This window comes from Rhizobium sp. 16-488-2b, from assembly GCF_017741815.1.
GTDB lineage: Bacteria > Pseudomonadota > Alphaproteobacteria > Rhizobiales > Rhizobiaceae > Rhizobium.
On sequence record NZ_JAGHMF010000015.1, the window covers coordinates 39027 to 61039 of the forward strand.

Consider the following 22013-nt stretch of genomic DNA (forward strand, 5'->3'; position numbering starts at 1 on the left):
ATGGGCGCGGCCTTCTCCTCAATTGTGCAGGGCAGCATTCTCAACTATACCGCCTGTTGTCGGCAACGATGCCCCGGCGCCCGAAGCTCTCTTCAAATTGAAACTGCTCCCATGACTGCTCCCCATTCGCCCGCGCGCGGCGTTCTCATCGCGTTTGCCGCCTATGCCGTGTTCGCGTTCAGCGACGCTTCGATCAAGATCCTCCACGGCAGCATCCCGTCCTACGAGATCGCCTTCATGGGCGCCCTGTTCGGCACCGCCGCCCTGCCCTTCATCAAGGCCAAGGAAGACTCTTGGCTGGATGTCGTTCGCTCGACCAACCGCACGCTGTGGCTCGTACGCTTCGTCTGCGGCGCGATCGGTGCGATCGCCTCGATCATCACCTTCACGCTGTTGCCGATGGCGGAAGCCTTCTGCCTGCTCTTCCTGCTGCCATCCTTCGTGACGATCCTGTCCGTGATCTTCCTCAAGGAAGATGTGCGCTGGCAGCGCTGGGCAGCCGTTATCGTCGGCTTCCTCGGCGTTCTGGTGGTGCTGCGCCCCGGCTTCCGCGAGCTCTCGGTCGGCCATCTCGCCGCAGCGATTGGCGGCCTGACGGCGGCGATCTCTATCGTTGTGCTCAGAAAGATGGGGCCGGCCGAAAAGCGCCTGTCGCTCTACGGCGCCGCACTGCTCGGCACCATCATCGTCAGCGGCATCCTGATGGCCTCGCAATTCGTCATGCCGACACCACGGCAGTGGCTGTTCATCGCAAGCTACGGCCTGCTCGGCGCAGCCGGCAACGTGCTCTTGATGACCGCAGCACGCATCGCGCCCGCCAACCTCGTCGCACCGCCGCAATACAGCCAGATGCTGTGGGCGATCGCCTTCGGCTATCTGATCTTCGACGACGCGATCGACCTGCCGATGGCAGGCGGCATCTTGCTGATCATCTGCTCCGGCCTGCTAACGCTGGCGCGCGAACGCAAGCGCGGCACGCCGCTGCCGACATCCGTCGTCTCCTCAGACAGCCAGGCGCCGCTTGCTACCTCGGCCGCCGGCGAAAGCACGAACGCGCCGAAAGGCTGACCGGCATCTGCCGCGGCCCAAACAATACCCCGAAACGAAAACCACCCCTGTCCGCGTCTCCACGCAGGCAGGGGTGGTTTCATTTCAAACTATCGCAAACCGGCCTGTCAGCGCAGGACCGGGCAACCGCGAACGTTGCCGAATGTGATCTCGTCAGGCCCACGACGCGTGAAACCCTGCACGATCACCCGGCGCGGCGTGATATCGACCACACGCGCGCGGCGGAACCCGTAGTCCATCGCCTTGTCCTCAGCCAGACGCGGATCGCAACCACGCGGCCGGCCGCCATAATACGGTGGCGGCGGTGGGCGGCCATAAACCGGCGGCGGTGGCGGACGGCCATAGCCTGGAGGTGGCGGTGGGCGTCCGTAGCCCGGAGGCGGTGGCGGACGACCATCGTCTATATAGATGTCCACCTGAGCGGAGGCCGGAACCGTAGCGCCGGCAAGCGTGCCGACGCCCAGTACCAGGGCAATCCCCGCCTTGGTCAGAAACTGCATCATCGAAATCTCCATATCACGCGGTTGCGACCGCGCTCCTTTTTCGATTCTCTCGGCCGGTCGGAAGAACGGCCCTCCCGGATAAACGCATTGTTATGCGATTCGCACAAAGCAGGCCGAAAATGGCGCGGCCAAGGCGATGCAGTTCCTATTGTGGCTAGATCCGACTATCAGCGGATCAGCGACGAATCTCAGGGCAACCGCGAACATTCGCGAAGAACATGCGGTCCCAATGGCCGCGATAGCCACGGCCGGAAACGACGACGCGACGCGGCGTGATATCGGTGACGCGCGCGTTGCGCAGGCCTGCATAACGGGCCTTTTCGACAGCCCGGATCGGCGAGCATGCGCGCGGCGGAGCGGGGCGGTGATACTGAATCTCAATGACCGATGCACGCTCGGGGCTGGCGGCTGACGCAACCGAGAACGTCGCGGGAATGGACGCAATTGCAAGGATGGCGGCGAACGAAGCTTTGGCGATAAAATGGGTCATGTTCATGCTTTCATTGGTTATCGATGGTCTCCCTTGCGGGATTGGACAAACGATAAACGTCTGAAAATGAACGATGTTCGAACCGGTCGTTCACATTTGGTTCAGTTGCCAAGGTGCAGCACGACCTCGCGCCGGTGCGGACTTTCGCGGTGTTCGAACAGATAAATCCCCTGCCAGGTGCCAAGAACAAGCCGCCCGTCCATGACGGGAATGCCGATCGAAACCTGCGTCAACGCCGCCTTGATATGGGCGGGCATGTCATCCGGCCCCTCCATCGTATGAATGATCCAGCGCATCGACGGATCGGACGATGGCGGCACGAGGCGGCGAAAGAATCCGTTGAGATCGGTGCGCACATCCGGGTCCGCATTCTCCTGGATTAGCAGCGAACAGGAGGTGTGCCGCACGAAAACGGTGAGCAACCCGGATTCGACATCTGCGGAATGCACGAAGGCAGCGATCTGATCGGTAAACTCATAAAGGCCCTGCCCGCAGGTCTGCAGGCTTAGAATCTTTTGTTGCATGGCAGCACCTCCGGACAATGAAACTCCGCCCAGAGGTCGCGCACACCCACCGTCATGTCAATGCCGGTGATCGGTTCGTGTCAAAGCCAAAGCAGCGGAACGAAGCCGCCGTAGATCATCCGCTTGCCATCGAAGATATCAAGGCATTCGGTGACTTGCAGTTCAGGATCCGCCATGACCTTCGCATTAATCTCATCGCGCTGCTCGCGTGAATCATAAGTGATCCACGAGAACACCACGACTTCGTCATCGGTTGCCTGAACCGCACGCGGAAACGACGTCAACTCGCCATAGGGCACGTCGTCCGCGACGCATTCGACATAGTCCTTGGCGCCATGTGACTTCCAGACAGCGCCGGCCTTGGCCGAAAGCGCCTTGTATGCCTCGATATTCTTCTTCGGCACGGCAACGATAAAACCGTCGACATAGGACATGATTCTTCTCCCTTGAAGGTTGGTATCGCTTCAAGGACGAACGAGGCGCACCCGAACCGACACCTCTTTCAAAATAGGCGCCGTGCCTGCTGGACAAGATGTCGGGCGCGCCGAGGAGAATCGAGTTACGCTGCGCCCGCGCGATCGCCCTCGATGGCAACGTTGAACGTCCGGAAGCGCTCGACGAGGAAGTCGACGAGGGTGCGCACTGCCGTCGGCAGGCCGCGCGATGCCGTAAACACCAGATAGATGGTCGCCTGCGACATTTGATAGTCAGGCAGCAGGCGGACCAGCGTTCCGTGCCGCAGGCCCTCGGCGCAAACGATATCTGGAAGCAGGCCGACGCCCACGCCAGCATGGATGGCTTCCAGAACGGCAGGCACGCTGCGACAGCTCATGCGCGGCCGATGCTCGTGCCTGTGAAGCGCGCCATCCGGACCGGTGAAATCCCAGACGTCCACCTCGCGCCATTCGGCCATGCCGCCGGTGAACGAGACGGTCGGCACGCCATCCAGCGATTCGATACCCTCCCCCTTGGGCAGCCGCGCCGCCATGTCTTTGTTGGCGACAAGGATGAGATCGACCTTGCTCAAGACACGCATGGTCAACTCGGCGTCGGTCTCTTCCGTCAGTTGAGCTCGGATCGCGAGATCAAGCCGGTCGTTGATAATGTCGACGCGCTGGTCGGTGGCAAGAATTTGCAGCTGGATTTTCGGGTGAAGCAGCAGGAAGTCGGGAAAGATTGCGCCGAGCGATCCTTCAAGCAGCCCCGTGGGCACGCTCAGTCTTATGGTTCCCTGGGGTTCGCCGTTGGCATCGGCAACAGCTTTCGTGGCGCGTTCCGCCTCTCGGAGCATATTCTCGCAGTAAACATATAGTGATTGGCCGATCTCGGTCACACGGAACCGGTGTACCGTCCTTTCGATCAATCTGACACCCAGCCGATCCTCAAGGGCGTTTATATGCCTGCTCAGTTTCGACTTCGGCAAACCCAGTACGCGCCCGGCGGCAGAGAAGCCACCATAACGGACAACCGCTGCAAAATAGGCGTAATCGTTCATGTCCGGGAAAATCGTTTCAGTCGCCGGCATTAGTTATTCCTTTTGCAACGGGATGCTAAAATGCTTCCTTGCGCTGTCGCTTACGCCCCTTGATGGAAGATGCCAACTCCCGTGTGAAAACTTTCGTTCCAAATTTGGAACATAGCGTTCCAATGCCCCCACTTCATTTTGCTGCGGCGCGACATTATCTCGCCGACATGGCCGCGGATGTATCTGCGTCGCGGCGTTGTCGTGCCCTTTGCGGCAATCGAAATAGCGCCGATATTATGTTGCTCCGCAGCTGCCGGGGCGTCGCGTCTATTTGCCTAAGTATTTGATATTGTGGCATATTCGCCACATTTCAGACCTAACAAGTTTCACAAACAACGATTTCGCTGTCATCCGAATTGATAGATTTACTGAAGGATGAGAGAAGACCGTCAGCGGTTCGCTGATCCGCGCGCCGAAAGGCTGTTTACCGGAACGGTTGCCTATCACCTCCCGGTGTGTGGCGGCGGTCTCTTCTAAAAGGAAATGGATTTCAAATGAACATTCGGATGGTTATGCTGACGTCCGCAGCAGCTCTCGCTGCCGCCGCGTCCCCCGTCTTCGCTGCCGACGCCATCGTCGCAGCTGAGCCTGAAGCAGTAGAATACGTTCGCGTCTGTGACGCTTACGGCACCGGCTACTTCTACATCCCGGGCACCGAAACCTGCCTCAAGGTCGGCGGTTACCTGCGTTTTGAAGTATACGGCGGCCCGAACCAGAAGGGTTCGTCTGACTGGAACGCTCGTACGCGCGCTCAGGTTTCGTTCACCGCAAAGAGCGATACCGAGTACGGCCCCCTCACCGGCGTTATCGTTCTGCGTAACAACGGCGACAACACGTCCACGACCTCGACGCTCGACTCCGCCTACATCGACATCGCCGGCCTGCGCGCCGGTCTGTTCTACAGCTGGTGGGATGACGATTTGAGCGGCGAGCCGGACGTTCTGTCCAGCTTCGAAACTCTGCACAACTCCATTCGTTACCAGTACGAATCCGGCGACTTCTACGCTGGCGTTTCGATCGACGAACTGGAAGACGGCTACTACAAGACCGGCGAAGGCTCGAACAACTTCGGCGTTGGCGCAGCAGTTGGCGGCAAGTTTGGCGCCATCAGCTACCAGGTTATCGGCAGCTATGACTCCGACAACGAAGAAGGCGCCATCCGTGGTATGCTCTTCGCTGACATCGGTCCTGGCACGCTCGGCCTGGCTGCAGTTTATGCAACTGGCCCGAACTCCTACTACTCGCAGTCTGAGTGGACCGTTGCTGCTGAATACGCAGCAAAGATCACCGACAAGTGGACCATCACCCCGATGGCTCAATACTTCGGCAACTACGTTTCCGACATGGACAACGGCGCTATCCCGTCGTCGTTCGACGGTCTCGGCGACGCTTGGAAGGTCGGCGTAACCGTTGACTACCAGATCGTAGACAACCTCTACGCCAAGGCAACCGTCGACTACACCGACGTTGACCACGAAGACAGCGTAACCAAGGGCTTCTTCCGCCTGCAGCGCGCTTTCTAATCTGACTATCGGCGCCCCGGTCCAGACCGGGGCGCCTTTCACAAGTTTGCCTTTTCTGATCCGATTGACCTCCGATCAGTTACGGGGATTGGTCCGGTTTCCCTGCCGGACCATCCTTGGAATTTCGAGACAGGTTTGCAGCGACCGATCGCCGAACCCAGCTCTCCGTCAAGCCGTCGGCGTCTCGCCTCCTCTAGACCGGCAGTTTCTCGATCGAATCGACACGATCGGGGTAGAAGGCAAGATGGCCCTTGATCTCGCAGACGGCATCCGAGGGATCTTCATAGCTCCAGATTGCGTTCTCCGAACGCTTCCCATCCGACGTGATGCTGTAATAAGACGCCTCCCCCTTGTAGGGGCAAAAGCTCTTGTGCGTGCTGCGGGTCAGCAACGCCATGTCCACATCAATGCGAGGGATATAGAAGACGGCGGGATAGCTGGCCTCGTTGAGGGTCAACGCCTTGCGGCTATCGGCGACCACATGACCGTTCCATGTGACCACCACACGCTTCGGATTGGGCGCAATCGTAATCGGATGATCCGGGCCGGGTATCTTCATCGCTTGACTGGACATCGGCAACTCCCTGGATGCTCATGACATCGATATGGGGAGCGCCGCGCTCATTTGCAGGCAAGACGGCATAACGATGCGGTGATAGAAACGCGCAGACGCCTTTGATCAGCCTGAATCAACCCGTCAGAAGAACTCGTCAAGCATCTGATATCGCAGCATTTTGCCAGTATCCAACGACACGATGCCATAGTAGCGGCAAAACGCTGCAACGAACGCCTCACCGAAATTCGCAGCAATGCTGCGGCAGGCGAGCGCAATATCCTGGTAGCGATCCGCGACACCGAGGCGACCGCAATCGATATAGCCGGTGAAGACATCGCCCGATGCCACGAAGTTCGGCAGGCAGGCGTCACCATGGGTGACGACCAGATCTTCCTCGCCAGCAGGCATCTGGCAAAGCTCCGAATAGAGATCGGCCGCGCTGCGCCCAAGCCGCGTCTCGTCAAAATCCTCTTCATCGACCAGCCCGGCACGCATGCGCCGCTCGGCGACGGCCAGCCGCTTCGACCAACGGTGATCGAAGGGGCACGAGGCAATGTCGAGAGAATGAAGCGCGCGTAACGCGGAGGCCAGCATGACCACCCGCGCCTCGGCATCAATAGCCGAATCCGACGCGAGATCGCGGCCCGGCAGGGCGCTCATCAGCAGCCAATCATAGTCGTCGTCAGTGCTGAAAGCGACAACCTCGGGACACGGCAGCACCTGGCCTGACAGCCATCGCAAGCGCGCCACCTCATCCGCCAACTCGCCATAGGCACTCCGCGCCTCGCGCTTGAGATAGAGCGCAGGCGCACCTTCACGCTCCAGGCGAAACACTTCGGAGGGAGAGCGCCCCACGGGATCACGATCCCAGGAATAGCCCGCGATAAAGCTGTCCAATGCAACGGGATGAGCCAAGCAAGGCCTCAGGCAGTTGTGCCCGCCTCGATCGAGGCTGCGGCGATCAGTGCAATGTTTCAGGCTGCATTTCGCCGTGGAGGATGGAAAGCGCGTCTTCGAGCGCGGATACCAGCATGTCGGTCAACTCGTCGCCACGGCTTTCGATGATCGCTACCTTGGTGGCTTCGTCCTGCTGTTCGAAAAAGCGCTCGATTTCGTTCGACATGTCATTGTCCCCTCTTGTGCCGCTAACATCCGGCGATGGGACAAAGCTAGGCGGTCATGCTTGTGTCGGACTGGAGCGGAGAATGATTAACGATTCCGTTTCACTTCGACACAGCCAACTTAGCGCATTTCGAAAACGCTTCCAGACCGTTCAGCAAAACTTCTGTTATTTCCCTAACATCCTGCCTCATCACTTTGTTCAATCATCGAGGTCATCCAAGTCGAAAACGCCTCCATCGCGGGCGTCACGGGGCGTGAATGCAGCCGCGTCAGCCAGTAGCTCCCCATCGACACAGTGATCGCGAATGGCTGCGCCACCAGACCCGACGTCAGCTGGCGCTCGAACATCTTCGGCGGAGCAAGCCCGACGCCGATCCCCTGCTGGATCGCCTCCATCATCGCCAGTGAGGTGTCGAAGACGATGCTCTTCTGCATCGGCCCCGGATGTGAAACGCCGGCAGCCTCGAACCACCGCGTCCACTCGTCCGGCCGATAGGAGCGCAGGAGCGTCTCCCCCATGAGATCCTCCGGTCGCTTCAGCCCTTCCGCGAGATCGGGCCGGCAGAGAACAGACAGCGGCGCCTCGAAGAGCCGCGTCGCCTCCGTCGCGTGCCACGCCCCACCGCCGAAGCGGATGGCGAGATCGAGCCCTTCGGCGGCCAAGTCGACCCGGTTGTTATTGGTGGAAAGCCTGAGGTCGACATAGGGATAGCGCTCCTGAAACGACGGCAGGCGTGGCAGCAGCCAGCCAACCGCGAAGGTACCGACCGCGCCGACCGTCAGCACCTCGCGCACATGCCCGTCGCGCAACCGCTCGACAGCATCAGCCATGCGATCGAAGCTGTCGCGCAAAACCGGCAGCAGACTGTCACCCTCCGCCGTGATCATCAGCCCGCGCGGCAGCCGCCGAAACAACGTCACGCCGAGTTGCGCCTCAAGAGCGATCACCTGATGGCTGACGGCCGCCTGCGTGACGTTGAGCTCTATCGCCGCCTTGGTGAAGCTCAAATGCCGCGCAGACGCCTCGAAAGCCCGGAAGGCGTTCAGCGGAAGATATGGCCGAACCATGTTGAAGCCCCAATTTTTCTAATGGCTTCATCTAGTATTGGTCCTTTGTCGCGGGGTCAAACGACTGGTAGCTATCTACGAAAGCCACCAAGAAAGGGCCATTCCATGCATCTCCGCTCCACCCTGCTTGCCACCGCAGCGATCGTCGCAATGAGCACGACCGCGCAAGCCAAGACAATTTGTACTGTCGTGGCCGACGCCAAGACCGGAGAGACGATTGTCCAGGAGGGCGATTGCGAAGGCCGCGTCACGCCGGCCTCGACCTTCAAGGTGGCACTCAGCGTCATCGGCTACGACAGCGGCTTCCTGAAGGACGAGCACACCCCGACCCTGAACTTCCGCAAGGGCGATCCCGATTGGGGCGGCGAGAACTGGAAGAAGCCGACGGATGCCGTCCGCTGGCTGAAATACTCCGTCGTCTGGTTCTCGCAGCGCATCACCCGCGCGCTCGGCGAAAAGGCGCTGCACGACTACGCGACGAAGCTGAACTACGGCAATGCCGATTTCTCCGGCGACAAGGGCAAGAACAATGGCCTCGACCGGGCATGGATCGCCTCGTCGCTGAAGATATCGCCGTTGGAACAGGTGGCGTTTCTGCGCAAGCTGGTGAACCGGCAACTTCCCGTCAGCGCGCGTGCGACGGACATGACGCTGAAGGTCGTCGAGACTATGCCCGAACAGGACGGCTGGACGATCCAAGGCAAGACCGGCGCCGCCATGCCCAGGAATGCCGATTACAGCTTCGATGAAGAGCACCCCTGGGGCTGGTATGTCGGCTGGGCGACGAAGGGCGATCGGACTGTGGTCTTCGCGCGCCTCATTCAAGACGATCGGAAAACGGCAGGTACGCCTGGCGTCCGGACGCGCGACGCCCTCATCACCGAATTGCCGTCGCTGCTAGCGAGCAGCGGCAAGTAGGTCTCGATCAGGCTAAATCGGGCGCCGCAACGGCGCCCGATTTAGCCTATCAAAATTCCGGGAACCCGCGGCTGCGCCACTGCGACTTCGGGATTGCGGCACCGACATCGTAGGCGAACGACAGCACCTTGGTTCCGTCGGTATCGACCTCGCAGCGGAAGCTCATATCGTACCAGCGCGCACTGGCACGGAAAGCGCCGCGCTTGATCTCCAGCACATTGCCCTGCTGCAGCCGGTAGGACGGCAAGAGCTCCGGCCGGAACCTCTGCGGCGAGTGTCTGAGCTGCTCGCGCAGTTCCGTCGTGCAGAGCTCCGCAACGCGCATGCCGCGCGGCATGCCGTCGATCGCCGTCCGCGCCACGTCTCCGCCCGTGTCGTTCTGCGAATAGAGCTTCTTCACCTTGGTCATCGGATCGGCCGCTGGAGCGGCACTGGCGGCGGGGTCAGCCTTGGCGACCTCCTTCGGCTTGGCCTGCGTGATTTCGGTCGTGACCACACCCGTTGCCTCGGCGGCCGGTCCGTTGTTTTCCTGATGCGCATCGGCGACATCGACCTGCGGCAGGTTGATATCGTCAGGCATGGGCTTGGCAGGCGGCTTGTCATCGGCATTGGGCTTTCCGGCTGATGCGGGATCATCCGTCGGCTTTTCCGCATCAGGCGCGCCCGCGGGCTTGCCCGTCTCGGTGGAAGCATCGCCATCCTCGGCCTTCCTCGGGCCACTCGCGTTGTCGCCAAATTCGAAGACGGGACGCAGCGGCTGGATTGGTTGCGGCTTGCCATCAGGTCCCTTCGGCTGCTGGTCGGCCTTTGCCTGTTCGGCCGGATCAGGCTTCGGCGGCTCCTCGGCCTTCTTCTCCTCGGGCGGCTTTTCTTCCGGAGGCTTTTCAGGCGGCGGCGGCTGAGGCGGATTCTCTTCAGGTGGTTTGGGCGCTTCCGGCGCCTTCTCCTCCGGCGGCTTTGGTGGCGGCGGTGGCGGTTCGGCCTTGGCCTCTTCCTGCTTGGGCTCCGGTGGCTTTTGCTCGGCCTTCTTTTCTTCCGGCTTCTGTTCGTCGGCTGGCTTTTCGGCCGCAGCAGGCTGCTCGGGTTTCTTCTCCTCGGGCTTCGGCTCTTCCGGCACCTTCAGCGCAGCCTGCTCCTCCGGCTTCTTCTCTTCGGGCTTTTTCTCTTCCGGCGGCGGCACCATCTCGACATTCACCGTCTCCTCCTGAGGAGGCGGCGTCGGCTGCGGCAGCTTGATCAGAAAGCCGGCGACGACGACAATATGAAGCAGCACCGAGGCGATGACGCCCCAGCCGAACACTCCCAATTGCTTTTCCGTTGCCTTGGCCATACCCACGCAATGCTGAACGACAAGTTGTCGATGTGGCCTTTTAAGAAGGCATCATCAAGCCTTAAAGGCAAAAAACACGCACACCTGACAAGGGCGTGAACGTCAGGGCACATAATCCCCAGCCGAACACCGTCAGAAACGAGAAAAGCCGGACCAACGGCCCGGCTTTTCCAATGACATATGTCCGCGACTTAGCTGTCGAGGAACGACCGCAGCTTACGCGAGCGGCTCGGATGCTTCAGCTTGCGCAGCGCCTTCGCCTCGATCTGACGGATACGTTCGCGGGTAACCGAGAACTGCTGGCCGACTTCTTCGAGCGTATGGTCGGTGTTCATGCCGATGCCGAAACGCATGCGCAGCACGCGCTCTTCGCGCGGCGTGAGCGATGCCAGAACACGCGTCGTCGTTTCGCGCAGGTTCGCCTGAATGGCCGCGTCGATCGGCAGAAGCGCGTTTTTGTCCTCGATGAAATCGCCGAGGTGCGAATCTTCTTCGTCACCGACAGGCGTTTCGAGCGAGATCGGCTCCTTGGCGATCTTCAGGACCTTGCGGACCTTTTCGAGCGGCATGGCAAGCTTCTCGGCCAGTTCTTCCGGCGTCGGCTCGCGGCCGATCTCGTGCAGCATCTGGCGCGAGGTACGAACGATCTTGTTGATCGTTTCGATCATATGCACCGGAATACGGATCGTGCGGGCCTGGTCGGCGATCGAGCGGGTGATCGCCTGACGAATCCACCACGTCGCATAGGTCGAGAACTTGTAACCACGGCGGTATTCGAACTTGTCGACCGCCTTCATCAGGCCGATGTTGCCTTCCTGAATGAGATCGAGGAACTGCAGGCCGCGGTTCGTGTACTTCTTGGCGATGGAGATGACGAGGCGAAGGTTCGCTTCGACCATTTCCTTCTTGGCGATACGCGCTTCGCGCTCACCCTTCTGCACCATCGACACGATGCGGCGGAATTCGGCGATCGAGATGCCGGTTTCTGTGGCCAGGTTCTGGATCTCCTGGCGGATGTCGCGGATCGTGGTGTTTTCGCCCTTGGCGAATTCCTTCCAGCCGCGTGCGGCCAGATTGGCGATCGACTTCATCCAGTTCGGATCGAGTTCGGCGCCCTGGTACTGTTCCAGGAACGAGTCGCGCTTGACGCCGTAGGATTCGGCCAGACGCAGCAGGCGGCCTTCGTTTTGCATCAGTCGCTTGGAGATGTCGTAGAGCTGCTCGACGAGGGCGTCGACGCGGTTCTGGTTCAGCGACAGAGACTTCACAGCCTTGATGAGCTCATCCTTGAGCTCCTTGTAGCGGCGCTCCTGAGCGGAAGACAGCGTGCCGGTCGCAGCCAGCCGCTGCTCGACCTGCTGGTCCTGCAGCTTGCGCAGCTTCTTGTAGGTCTCGGCGATGATGTCGAGCGTTTCCATGACCTGCGGGCGCAGTTCCGCTTCCATGGCGGCCAGCGACAGGTTGGATTCGTCCTCGTCTTCTTCTTCCTCTTCCGGAGGCAGGCCCTCGCCGCCGACATTGGTAATGTCGTCGTCGCCCGAACGGGTACGGCGGGTCTTTTCCTTCTCTTCGGCAGCCTTGCGGTCAGCCTCAATCTTCTCGGGGCTCTGGAACTGCGGAGCAGCCTTCGCCTCGGGACCGGAATAGGTCGTTTCGAGATCGATGATCTCGCGCAGCAGCGTCGTGCCTTCGTTGAGTTCGTCGCGCCAGATGATGATCGCCTGGAAGGTCAGCGGGCTCTCACAGAGACCACCGATCATCGTTTCGCGGCCGGCCTCGATGCGCTTTGCAATGGCGATTTCGCCTTCGCGCGACAGAAGCTCCACCGAGCCCATTTCGCGCAGATACATGCGCACGGGGTCGTCGGTGCGGTCGGTCGGCTCTTTCTTCTTGGCGGTCGCAAGTGCGGTACCGCCGGAGGGAGCAAGCTCGCCGCCTTCGCTTTCGTCGTCGGAGCTGGAATCGTCGTCGCCGCCGTCGCTGCCGCCAGCTTCCTCGGCTTCTTCATCCTCGATGACGTTGATGCCCATATCCGACAGCATCGACATCGTGTCTTCGATCTGTTCGGATGTCACTTCCTCGGACGGGAGAACGGCATTGAGCTCGTCCATCGTCACATAGCCGCGCTTCTTGGCGGCCTTGATCATTTTCTTGACCGCGTCATCGGAAAGATCGAGAAGAGGGCCGTCGGTACCGCCGTCGCGTTCGACTTCCGCTTCTTCGTTCTCTTTGACCTTCGTTGCCATGTATATCGTCGCCTTCCTGACGCTATTCAAACTCGCTGCGGTAAAACGGCCCTATCAAAGCCGGCGCGCCGCAAACGGCCGTCTCGAATCACCTGATCCCAAATAACGGGATGACATTTAATGCCTGATTAACCACGATTGCCGGCGCCGGACGACAGAGTTCATATGTCACCAAATGTCCGGCCATGGTTGTGCGATCTGCCCTTGACCCAGTTCACCGCTATTCAAGTCGAACGGTGATTCCCACAATTTTAGTTCTCGTCAAGCTTTTCCAGCAAAAAAGCGCGAGAAAACTTGGAAAAGGCCTTATCCACAGGCCACAAGCCGCCGAAGCGGTTGCCAAGCATAGATAGGATGTCACCACGGGAAGACAAGAGCGTGCCGCATTCTTCTGAAACGACCAGTTGTCGCACACATCACGCACACCGCCTCGGCCCGACCTCCGTTCACGCCAAGGCTCCAGCCAACCGACAGACTAATGCGACTTGCCGTCCCAAGGCTGGATCTCGATCGTCGCGAGATCGACGGCGGGCACGCAGCGCAGATTGATGCATGCCATCTTGGTGCCATCGGGCATCTTGCCCTCGCTGAATGGGCCGACGCCGCAATTGCTGCAGAAGTGATGCTGGATCACATGCGTGTTGAATGTGTAGGTCGATAATGTCTCGCGCGGCGTCTTCAGGCTGAACTTGTCGCGCGGCACGAAAGCGAGCAACCCGCCGCGGCGCCGGCAGAGCGAGCAGTTGCAGTCGATCGCCGAAGTAAAATCACCCTCGACGTCGAAAGCGATCTGGCCGCAGTAGCAGCTTCCTTCATAGTTCATGTCATTCTCCTCCCATTACCAGTCCATCACCACCTTGCCTGAGTTGCCCGACCGCATCGCCTCGAAGCCCTCGCGGAAATCGTCGATGCCGATGCGGTGGGTAATCACAGGCGCAAGGTCCAGCCCGCCCTGCACGAAGGCGATCATCTTGTACCAGGTCTCGAACATCTCGCGGCCATAGATGCCCTTCAGATTGAGCATCTTGAAGATCACCTTGTTCCAGTCGATTTCGAAACCGGCGGGCGCAATGCCGAGAATGGCGATCTTGCCGCCATTGTTCATCTTGTCGATCATGTCGCGAAAGGCAGGTGCCGCACCCGACATCTCCAGCCCGACATCGAAGCCCTCGGTCATCCCGATCGAGGTCATGACGTCGGAAAGATTCTCCTTCGACGCATCGACGACATGATCGATGCCGAGCTTGCGGGCGAGATCGAGCCGGTGCGGATTAATATCGGTGATCACGACCTTGCGCGCTCCCGACCGCTTGGCAACCAGCGCCCCCATGATGCCGATCGGACCCGCGCCGGTGACCAGCACGTCCTCGCCGACGAGATCGAACGACAGCGCCGTATGCACCGCATTGCCGAACGGATCGAAGATCGCCGCGATCTCATCGGGAATATCATCGGGGATCGGCACGACATTGGCTTCCGGGATGCAGACGAACTCACCGAAGGAACCTGGACGGTTAACGCCGACGCCTTGCGTATTGCGGCACAGATGCCCGCGCCCGGCGCGACAGTTGCGGCACTTGCCGCAGACGATATGCCCTTCGCCCGAGACTCGCTCGCCGACATGATACTTGGTGACGGCGGAGCCCACCTCGGCGATCACGCCGCAGAACTCATGCCCCACCACCATCGGCACCGGAATGGTCTTCTGCGCCCACTGATCCCAATTCCAGATATGCACATCGGTGCCGCAGATCGCCGACTTCCTGACCTTGATCAGCACATCGTTCGGCCCGACCTCGGGCACCGGCACCTGCTCCATCCACAGCCCGACCTCGGCCTTCGACTTCACCAGCGCCTTCATCATGTTCGACATCCAATTCCTCCCAATTGCTGCGTTCCCCCTTCTCCCCACCGGGGAGAAGAGGAGCGCTCACGGCGCTAAATCACACCCAACTCCCGCCCAGCCTCGGCAAACGCCGCAATCGCCCGCTCGACATCCTCGACCGAATGCGCCGCCGACATCTGCGTGCGGATACGCGCCTGCCCCTTCGGCACCACGGGGAAGGAGAAGCCGATGACATAAACGCCCTTCTTCAACATCAGCGCCGCCATATCCTGCGCCAGCTTCGCATCACCCAGCATGACGGGAATGATCGGATGCCCCTCGCCGGCAAGCGTGAAGCCGAGCTTCGTCATCTCCGAGCGAAACAGGTCCGCATTGGCGGACAACCGCGCCCGCAAAGCATCGCCATGATCGATCAGGTCGAAGACCTTCAGCGACGCCGCCGCAATCACCGGCGCCAGCGTATTGGAAAACAGATAAGGTCGCGACCGCTGCCGCAGCCACTCCACCACCTCCGCCTTCGCCGACGTATAGCCGCCCGATGCCCCACCCAGCGCCTTGCCGAGCGTACCGGTGATGATGTCGACGCGCCCCTCGACGCCGCAATGTTCGGCCGACCCGCGCCCATGCTTGCCGACGAAACCGACCGCGTGACTGTCATCGACCATGACCATCGCGCCATACTTCTCGGCGAGATCGCACACGCCCCCCAAGTTGGCGATAATCCCGTCCATCGAAAACACGCCATCGGTGGCGATCAGCTTGAACCGGCTGCCCTCGGCCTTCTTCAACTCCTCCTCGAGCGCCGCCATGTCATTATTCGCGTAGCGGAAGCGCTTGGCCTTGGAGAGCCGCACGCCATCGATGATCGAGGCATGGTTCAGCGCATCCGAGATGATCGCATCCTCTTCGCCAAGCAAAGTCTCGAACAGGCCGCCATTGGCATCGAAGCAGGAGGAATAAAGGATCGTGTCTTCCATCCCGAGAAACGACGAAATCCTGGCCTCGAGCTGCTTGTGCTCCTCCTGCGTGCCGCAGATGAAGCGCACCGAAGCCATCCCATAGCCATAGCGATCGAGCGCCTTCTTGCCGGCTTCCGCCAGCTCCGCGTTGTCAGCAAGGCCGAGATAATTGTTGGCGCAGAAATTCAGCACCCGCTCGCCGGATGAAATCGCGATCTCACCCGCCTGTTTCGAGGTGATGACACGCTCCGCCTTATAAAGCCCGGCCTCCTTCAGGCCAGCAAGCTCGGTGCGCAAATGGGAGAGGAACTGCGAGGTCATTGGTGGCCCTTCTTTGAGACTTCCCGATGCCATCGCACTAACATATCAGCATCCGTTTGTCTTGGCGGGACCAAAGCCGATCCGTCACGGGATCACCCATCAAACCCCAAAATCACCTCCAAAAACGCGTCCCCATAGCGCTCGAGCTTCGACTGTCCGACGCCGGAAATGCCGAGCAGTTCCTTGTGCGTGCGCGGCCGCTCGGTGGCGAAGGCGATCAGCGTCGTATCGGGGAAGACGACGTAGGGTGGGACGCTGAGCGAGCGGGCGATTGCGGTGCGCTCGGCGCGCAGCGCCTCGAACAGCGCGTCGTCGGAGCCTGACAGAACCGAGCGCCGCTCCGCTTGCGCCGCCCTCTTCGGCCGCCGTTCGGAGGCCGGGCGGTCCTTGCGGAAGAACACCTCGCGTTCGCGCTTGAACACGGCGCGCGCGCCCTCCTCCAGCTTCAGCGCGCCGAAGGCGCCGTGATCGACACGCACCAGACCCATCGCCAGAAGCTGGCGGAACACGGATTGCCAGGTGCGCGCGGCGATATCCTTGCCGGCACCGAACACAGGCATTTCGGTGTGGCCGAAGCGCTCGGTCTTTTCGTTGACATTGCCGATGAGGACATCGACGACGTGCCCCGTGCCAAAACGCTCGCCCGTGCGGTAGATCGCCGCCAGCGCCTTGATTGCGGCATCTGTCCCATCCCAGGTCTCCACCGGCTTCAGGCAGGTGTCGCAGCCGCCGCAATTGCCGGCATGGCTTTCGCCGAAATGCGACAGGATCGCCTGTCGCCGGCACGACGCCGTCTCGCAGATGGCCAGCAGCGCGTTGAGCTTAGAGCGTTCGACGCGCTTGATCTCGTCGGCGGCACCGCCCTCGTCGATCATTCGCCCGCGCTGGATCACGTCAGCCATGCCGTAGGCCATCCAAACCTCGGAAGGCAGACCGTCGCGCCCTGCACGCCCGGTCTCCTGGTAGTAGGCTTCGACAGAGCCCGGAAGATCGAGATGCGCGACATAGCGCACGTTCGGCTTGTCGATCCCCATGCCGAAGGCGACTGTCGCAACGAGGCAGAGATCCTCTTCCTTGAGGAAGGCATCCTGGTTGGCATCGCGCACGGCGCGGTCCATGCCGGCGTGATAGGCAAGCGCCCGGATACCCTGGCCGTTCAGCCACTCGGCCGTATCCTCGACCTTGGCGCGCGACAGGCAGTAGACGATGCCGCTATTGCCTTTGTGGCCAGCCAGAAACCGCAACAGTTGCTGGCGCGGCTGGTCGCGCTCGACGATTTCGTAGCTGATATTCGGCCGGTCGAAGCTGGTGGTGAAGATCTTCGCGCCATTGAGGCCCAAGCGCGCCGCGATATCGTCACGCGTATGCGGATCGGCCGTCGCCGTCAGCGCGATGCGGGGAACGCCGGGATAAAGCTCGCCGAGCTTGCCGAGTTCACGATACTCCGGCCGGAAGTCGTGGCCCCATTGGGATACGCAGTGCTTTTGGCGGATCGACTCCAGAAAATATCTGGGTCACGATTAAATAACAGCAACTTACAAGGAAAACCATATCACTTGATTTTCTGCCTATCGACCGTTTGGTCGGAGACTACCCTCAAATGAGGGACCCTCTTCTCGACGGGCCGATCCTTGGGGAGGACATACTTGTCCATCGCGGCCTCAATGACGCGGTAGAACCGATCGTCCTTACAGTCATCAAACGCGTAGATAACCCGCCGGAGAAGATTGCATTCGTTCGGCTCCATGCGCCAACTGACGGAGATGAGGGCATTCATCATATCCTTCCGAGCCTCGACCGAAGGCTGGTTTGCCTTCATTTTGTGCCGATCCCGGGCTTGATCAAGATAATAGCGTTCAGTCGTGGATGGCCTTTTATGACCTGCGAGCTCGGCCAGGCGATTCATCACATTATTTGAGACAGCAATATCTGGACGGTACCCGGCTTTTGCTAATTCCTGATTCCACAGCAACCAGGCCATCTCGGTCAAATAATAAGCGCGAAGGCGATGGCCGCTGCCCGCGATATCAAGCTCACTGAACGCATCCTTGACGATGTCACCAATGTGCTTGAGGCCAAGCCTCACACCGTTTCCTGTCGAGGATATGAAGATCGCGTCATGGTCGAGATCGGTCTTCCCCTCAGCCTCCCAATGCGCAAATAGCGCTTTCCTGACGCTCCAAACGCCGACCTCCAGCAAGCTAAGCACAAGATCAAGTGGAAACTCGACCGACCGTTCCTTTCCGCCTTTGGTATAGACATCGACGTTGAGCGTCGTGTTTCCCTGAGCAGCGAATCCTTCGATGCGGCTTATAATCTGTGCTCGCAGCGCCTTGTCATGGACTGCATCGTTAATAGGATTTGGGTGAGCGTCGTTTCGCCAGCGACCAGTCGGCATCGTGATGATCCGGTGCTTCGACAGTGCTTCGGCTACCTTCAGCAGCGAAAGGTTCCGAATTTCAACGCGGCGAAGTCCCGCTCTGGCTTCGCAGCAGGCCACAAGCCAATTGCGCTCGGCCGCAAAGACTCGCAACGTCTGCTCCCAGGTTCCGTCGAGCGGCTCCATTGCGGCCGCCCGAAGATGGTCAAGAATACGCTCTACATCGTCGAAACTTGGCGTCGGCCTACTGGAGGAGCGTCGGACAACCTTGTTCCATCCGCTCCATCGCAACGTCTCCCCAGCACGACGGGTGGTGATCGGTGAGACATCATTATCGCCGACGAACTGCGGAGTCGGATTGCCCCCCAAAAATGGCATCGCCTTGTGTATGGTCTGATAGAAGCGAAACACGTGTTCGAGCTTTAACTCGACTTGCGCGGACGCCAATTCGCGTTCCTTGACCCTTTCCGAGAATGAGTTTCGAAATGATCGAAGGTTTTCGTCTCGGCCGCCATCGACCCAATCAATTCCCGCGTTCCGCAGGTAACACAGGTATTCACGAATCGAATATGAATCCGGCTCCATAGAACTTTTCGACTTGAAAATCTTCTGCAGCCATCCGTAGCCAAAGTAGCGGAGGGACGGCTCAAAAATCGAGCCGTCGGGATTTTTGATGACCGGGATGTCGGACATGTTTTCCGACTGCCAGAAGAATCCCTGTTGGGTTCTACCCATCTCAAAATCAATCGGAAGGTAGCGCATTGGCTTTTCTCCGCTTCCGCTTCAATGCGACCGTCGAATCCTTGATCGACAATATCTCTTCCGCACGGCGCAGCCGCATTTCGAGCGACGACTTCTCGGCAATCAGGAGAATGTTTTGCAATTCAAGCGCTTGCACCTTCTCCGCGAGGACCTCCTTTACCGGGCGAATGGTGGCAGATCTGTTGACACGCAGCAGGTCTCTCGCTTTCCTCCATTTCGCAATCAGCCCGCGGTTGCGGCCACGCGGATGATCGGGCGTGTCGTCGCTCCATGCCCAGAGTCTCTTTTTTGGATCGTGCCACTGCCGAAGCTTGACGCGAGAGGATCCGACCTTTCGCCAGTCGAATCCTTGGGGGACGCCCTTGGCGGCCCACCGCTGGAGCTCAGCGACCTTGCGCATCAATGATGTGTCGATGCGCTTTCGTTGGAGCGCTGGATCCAGCCTCTTGAATTCAGCCATGGTCATTTCCCCATCCCAGATTTCTTCGTCGCTCACAGGCCACCTCCTCGCGAAACGGGACCTGCGCGGGCTATGTCGGCTTCGAGTTCCGCCAGGAGCTGCCCCCCCTCATCCTTCAACGCAGCCGTCGCGGCATGATCGACAGCATGCCGACGCTGATCGACTTCCGCCTGGATCGCCCTTTGCCCATCGTTGAAGGCAACGCCGAACTGGCAGCCGAGGCAGATCCGGTTGCATGCAAAATCGAAGTCCGGCATCAAGTCCTCAGGAACGTCTTTCTTCACCCAAGGAGCCGATCCCCTAGATTTCAACTTGAGGCAAGCAGCCTCAGCACGATCGGCCGGATTGTTAGGATCCGCCGCACACCACATGTTTGTGCCCAGAACCGGTTCGAGAAAGTGGGCGTTTGCGTAGTCGACAAATCGCTGGAGCAGCGGAACTTGCAGTGCGTCGGGATCATTGGCGCGCGATCCGATCCGGACCGATGCCATCGCGCGCTCGGCGATCGCATTCACGCTGTTGTACAGCGCCCTCCCGCCCGCACCGATTACGCTTTCGGTTCCGCGCCATATTCCGATCAACTTCTCCACGAATGCTTCGCATCGCAACTCGTTGAATGCCTTCAGGTGGGTCTTTAGGAACGACAGACGCTCGTAGGCGCCGTCGAGCCAGGTCTGCTCATCGATCGTTCGGTTTGCGATGGAGTTCTGTAAGCGCGCCGCGAGATCCTTCTCCAAGCGGTTGATCTCGCCAGGCAAGATCGACGTAAAGTAGACGCGGGTCATATATGGATCGTTGTGACGATACATCATCGACAGTGCGTCGGTGCTGCCGCCCGTCAAGCCGTAAAAATACCAAATGCCGAATCCTCGCCTGAGCATATGTATGCTCAGATCCCAGGTTTCCTGACCCTCTGGTGGAGCTATCTCGGCGAATTCCAAGAACTGGTTAATTGTTTGATGGAATCGCGAAGAGACCATCCGCTTCAAATTCTTTGGATCGATCGCCACTTCGAAAAGCCAATCCTTGCCGCTCGCTGCTCGAGTATCGGCGGAGATTGTCTCAAGGGCGCCGATGACATTTCGTAGGATTTCAGGGACCGGGACATCGACGCGATCCTTGACCGTCTTCGCAATGTAGAGGGACATCAGAAGCATACCGGCCGGATCATCAGTGAGGCACCCAAAGTGGGCACTTCGCACACCAATGTCGCGCCGCGCGGCGAAAGCCCCGATCAGTATCGCGGAGGAGGCGAATAGGTGGCGGATGGCCTCATCAAGCGAAATGACATTGCTGGGAAGAATAGTCGATCCAAGGTCGAATCGCGGATAAACAAGCTTTCCTCCTGCAGGCCCGATAGCTTCAGGCACGTTGGAAGTCGTGCGACCCGCTTGGAAGTCCCTGCATTTCTGGAGCGCATCGATGACATAAGTAGAATACATCGCGACGTATTTTGCCGCTGCTGTCATAGCTCGCAACATATCCTGCGGGAGGATAGTAGCGGTTCGGTCGTTTTCCTTGCCATCGCGCGCGAGGATCGCGTCGACCGACATTTCCTCGAAAGGATCTTGCAGGCGATCGTGCGCCAGTTCGCGACTTGATAGGCGAAACAAAAATTCGAGAATCTCGAGCCAGTACGCCAAGTTCTTCCTGGCCGCAGCATCGGACACGATGCTCAACATTGGATCGTCTTCCTCACTGCCTCCTTCGTCAGGGTCACTTACGTTGGGTTCTGGAGAAAGGAGGCGGAACGTTGCCGTCTCGATGCCCTGAAGGCTGGAGATCTCTCGCAACGCTAGCTTAAAGTTGGACGACCGCGCGAGAGCGTTCGCGGTAACCCCAAGCAGCTTCGCAAGCTCCGAATGGGTACCCGGTGGCTCGGAACCATATTGCTCGAACATCTGCTCAAGCCTCTCTTCGATCGGCACAAGCGCAAGGACCCCTCCGCGCGTAAGCCGCCGCGACAGATCAGAGGCGAATGATCTCGGGATCTTTGCAAACGAAGAGAACCCTTCCGCGATGCGATTCCGGAGCACCCAATCGTACTTACGAAGAATCTGGGCGGTGTAGGTGGCATCCAGGGCACCGTTATCGCGCGGTCCGGTCGTGAGGCAGGAAAGCGTCAACGTCTTTTTCGTGAGCCGGTCAGCGTTGAACGCATCATCCGACAAGCATACGGCGGGAAAGTCGATCGCAGTGTCGAAGGACACGATGTGCTCGACCTCCTTCCTCTTCTTGGTGCCATCGGCGGTAGCGATGATCCAGCAATTGTGCAGTAGACTTCTGTTACGGCCACGTGACCAGCCTTGTGTTACCCGTCGACCACCCGGCGGCGTAGATTGTCGGGTGGCGACAATCGCCGCCGGAATGAACTTTTTTGCGAGGCAGGCCTCATATTGGGCTCGGTTCATG

General features: G+C 59.7%; 20 protein-coding genes and 1 pseudogene. 3 read left to right on the forward strand and 18 right to left on the reverse strand.

The genetic code is table 11. The features are described from left to right. The first annotated feature begins 111 nt into the window (after positions 1 to 111). Positions 112 to 1068 (forward strand): DMT family transporter, encoded by a 957-nt coding sequence (locus tag J5286_RS14820; protein WP_209191056.1) that lies wholly within the window; start codon positions 112 to 114, stop codon positions 1066 to 1068. A gap of 107 nt (positions 1069 to 1175) precedes the next feature. Here the strand turns inward: J5286_RS14820 and J5286_RS14825 are convergent, their stop codons facing one another. The 5 genes from J5286_RS14825 to J5286_RS14845 form a co-directional block, all read right to left on the reverse strand. Further along, on the reverse strand, positions 1176 to 1571 hold the full coding sequence (locus tag J5286_RS14825) for a hypothetical protein (RefSeq protein ID WP_047506436.1): 396 nt from the start codon (positions 1569 to 1571) through the stop codon (positions 1176 to 1178). A gap of 175 nt (positions 1572 to 1746) precedes the next feature. Beyond that, complete coding sequence (locus J5286_RS14830) at positions 1747 to 2061, reverse strand: hypothetical protein (protein ID WP_111562266.1); 315 nt, start codon at positions 2059 to 2061, stop codon at positions 1747 to 1749. Between the two features lie 101 nt (positions 2062 to 2162). Next, positions 2163 to 2585, reverse strand: a complete 423-nt coding sequence (locus tag J5286_RS14835) for a secondary thiamine-phosphate synthase enzyme YjbQ (RefSeq protein WP_209191058.1) — start codon at positions 2583 to 2585, stop codon at positions 2163 to 2165. A gap of 80 nt (positions 2586 to 2665) precedes the next feature. Further along, complete coding sequence (locus tag J5286_RS14840) at positions 2666 to 3019, reverse strand: DUF1428 domain-containing protein (protein ID WP_113010424.1); 354 nt, start codon at positions 3017 to 3019, stop codon at positions 2666 to 2668. A 125-nt stretch (positions 3020 to 3144) separates the two neighbouring features. Continuing rightward, a complete protein-coding gene (locus tag J5286_RS14845; RefSeq protein ID WP_209191060.1) occupies positions 3145 to 4110 on the reverse strand; it encodes a LysR substrate-binding domain-containing protein in 966 nt (321 codons plus the stop codon). Positions 4111 to 4604: 494 nt separating this feature from the next. Between J5286_RS14845 and J5286_RS14850 the strand changes: the two genes are divergently transcribed. After that, positions 4605 to 5633, forward strand: coding sequence for a porin (locus tag J5286_RS14850; protein ID WP_209191062.1), 1029 nt, complete (start codon positions 4605 to 4607; stop codon positions 5631 to 5633). A 193-nt stretch (positions 5634 to 5826) separates the two neighbouring features. Here the strand turns inward: J5286_RS14850 and J5286_RS14855 are convergent, their stop codons facing one another. From J5286_RS14855 to J5286_RS14870, 4 genes are all read right to left on the reverse strand, one after another. Then, the gene (locus J5286_RS14855) at positions 5827 to 6207 is read right to left on the reverse strand and encodes a DUF427 domain-containing protein (RefSeq protein WP_209191064.1); all 381 of its coding nucleotides are present in this window, start codon (positions 6205 to 6207) and stop codon (positions 5827 to 5829) included. 123 nt (positions 6208 to 6330) lie between these two features. After that, positions 6331 to 7104, reverse strand: a complete 774-nt coding sequence (locus tag J5286_RS14860; protein ID WP_245206091.1) for an APH(3') family aminoglycoside O-phosphotransferase — start codon at positions 7102 to 7104, stop codon at positions 6331 to 6333. A 46-nt stretch (positions 7105 to 7150) separates the two neighbouring features. Further along, positions 7151 to 7312, reverse strand: coding sequence for a hypothetical protein (locus J5286_RS14865; protein WP_018897457.1), 162 nt, complete (start codon positions 7310 to 7312; stop codon positions 7151 to 7153). A gap of 173 nt (positions 7313 to 7485) precedes the next feature. Beyond that, positions 7486 to 8379, reverse strand: a complete 894-nt coding sequence (locus J5286_RS14870; protein ID WP_209191065.1) for a LysR family transcriptional regulator — start codon at positions 8377 to 8379, stop codon at positions 7486 to 7488. 105 nt (positions 8380 to 8484) lie between these two features. On the opposite strand from J5286_RS14870, the gene blaOXA reads away from it, so the two are divergent. Further along, positions 8485 to 9297 carry a class D beta-lactamase gene (gene blaOXA / locus J5286_RS14875; RefSeq protein ID WP_209191067.1) on the forward strand — a complete coding sequence of 271 codons (813 nt, stop codon included), beginning with the start codon at positions 8485 to 8487 and terminating at the stop codon, positions 9295 to 9297. A 49-nt stretch (positions 9298 to 9346) separates the two neighbouring features. Here the strand turns inward: blaOXA and J5286_RS14880 are convergent, their stop codons facing one another. From J5286_RS14880 to J5286_RS14920, 9 genes and pseudogenes are all read right to left on the reverse strand, one after another. Further along, complete coding sequence (locus J5286_RS14880) at positions 9347 to 10627, reverse strand: DUF930 domain-containing protein (RefSeq protein ID WP_209215358.1); 1281 nt, start codon at positions 10625 to 10627, stop codon at positions 9347 to 9349. A gap of 191 nt (positions 10628 to 10818) precedes the next feature. Beyond that, positions 10819 to 12873, reverse strand: coding sequence for an RNA polymerase sigma factor RpoD (rpoD, locus tag J5286_RS14885; RefSeq protein WP_113236394.1), 2055 nt, complete (start codon positions 12871 to 12873; stop codon positions 10819 to 10821). Between the two features lie 475 nt (positions 12874 to 13348). Next, positions 13349 to 13696, reverse strand: a complete 348-nt coding sequence (locus J5286_RS14890; protein ID WP_209191071.1) for a GFA family protein — start codon at positions 13694 to 13696, stop codon at positions 13349 to 13351. A 15-nt stretch (positions 13697 to 13711) separates the two neighbouring features. Then, positions 13712 to 14746: an L-threonine 3-dehydrogenase gene (gene tdh / locus J5286_RS14895; RefSeq protein WP_047505982.1), complete on the reverse strand. Its 1035-nt coding sequence runs from the start codon at positions 14744 to 14746 to the stop codon at positions 13712 to 13714. Positions 14747 to 14811: 65 nt separating this feature from the next. Continuing rightward, positions 14812 to 15999, reverse strand: a complete 1188-nt coding sequence (locus J5286_RS14900; protein WP_209191073.1) for a glycine C-acetyltransferase — start codon at positions 15997 to 15999, stop codon at positions 14812 to 14814. Positions 16000 to 16091: 92 nt separating this feature from the next. Next, a pseudogene (locus J5286_RS14905) lies at positions 16092 to 17486 on the reverse strand (RecQ family ATP-dependent DNA helicase); the annotation flags it as partial. A 65-nt stretch (positions 17487 to 17551) separates the two neighbouring features. Continuing rightward, positions 17552 to 19141, reverse strand: a complete 1590-nt coding sequence (locus J5286_RS14910; protein ID WP_209191075.1) for a site-specific integrase — start codon at positions 19139 to 19141, stop codon at positions 17552 to 17554. Further along, the gene (locus tag J5286_RS14915; RefSeq protein WP_209191077.1) at positions 19122 to 19637 is read right to left on the reverse strand and encodes a hypothetical protein; all 516 of its coding nucleotides are present in this window, start codon (positions 19635 to 19637) and stop codon (positions 19122 to 19124) included. The genes J5286_RS14910 and J5286_RS14915 overlap by 20 nt, the downstream gene beginning before the upstream one ends. Further along, positions 19634 to 22012 (reverse strand): site-specific integrase, encoded by a 2379-nt coding sequence (locus tag J5286_RS14920; RefSeq protein WP_209191079.1) that lies wholly within the window; start codon positions 22010 to 22012, stop codon positions 19634 to 19636. The genes J5286_RS14915 and J5286_RS14920 overlap by 4 nt, the downstream gene beginning before the upstream one ends. Position 22013: the final 1 nt, after the last annotated feature.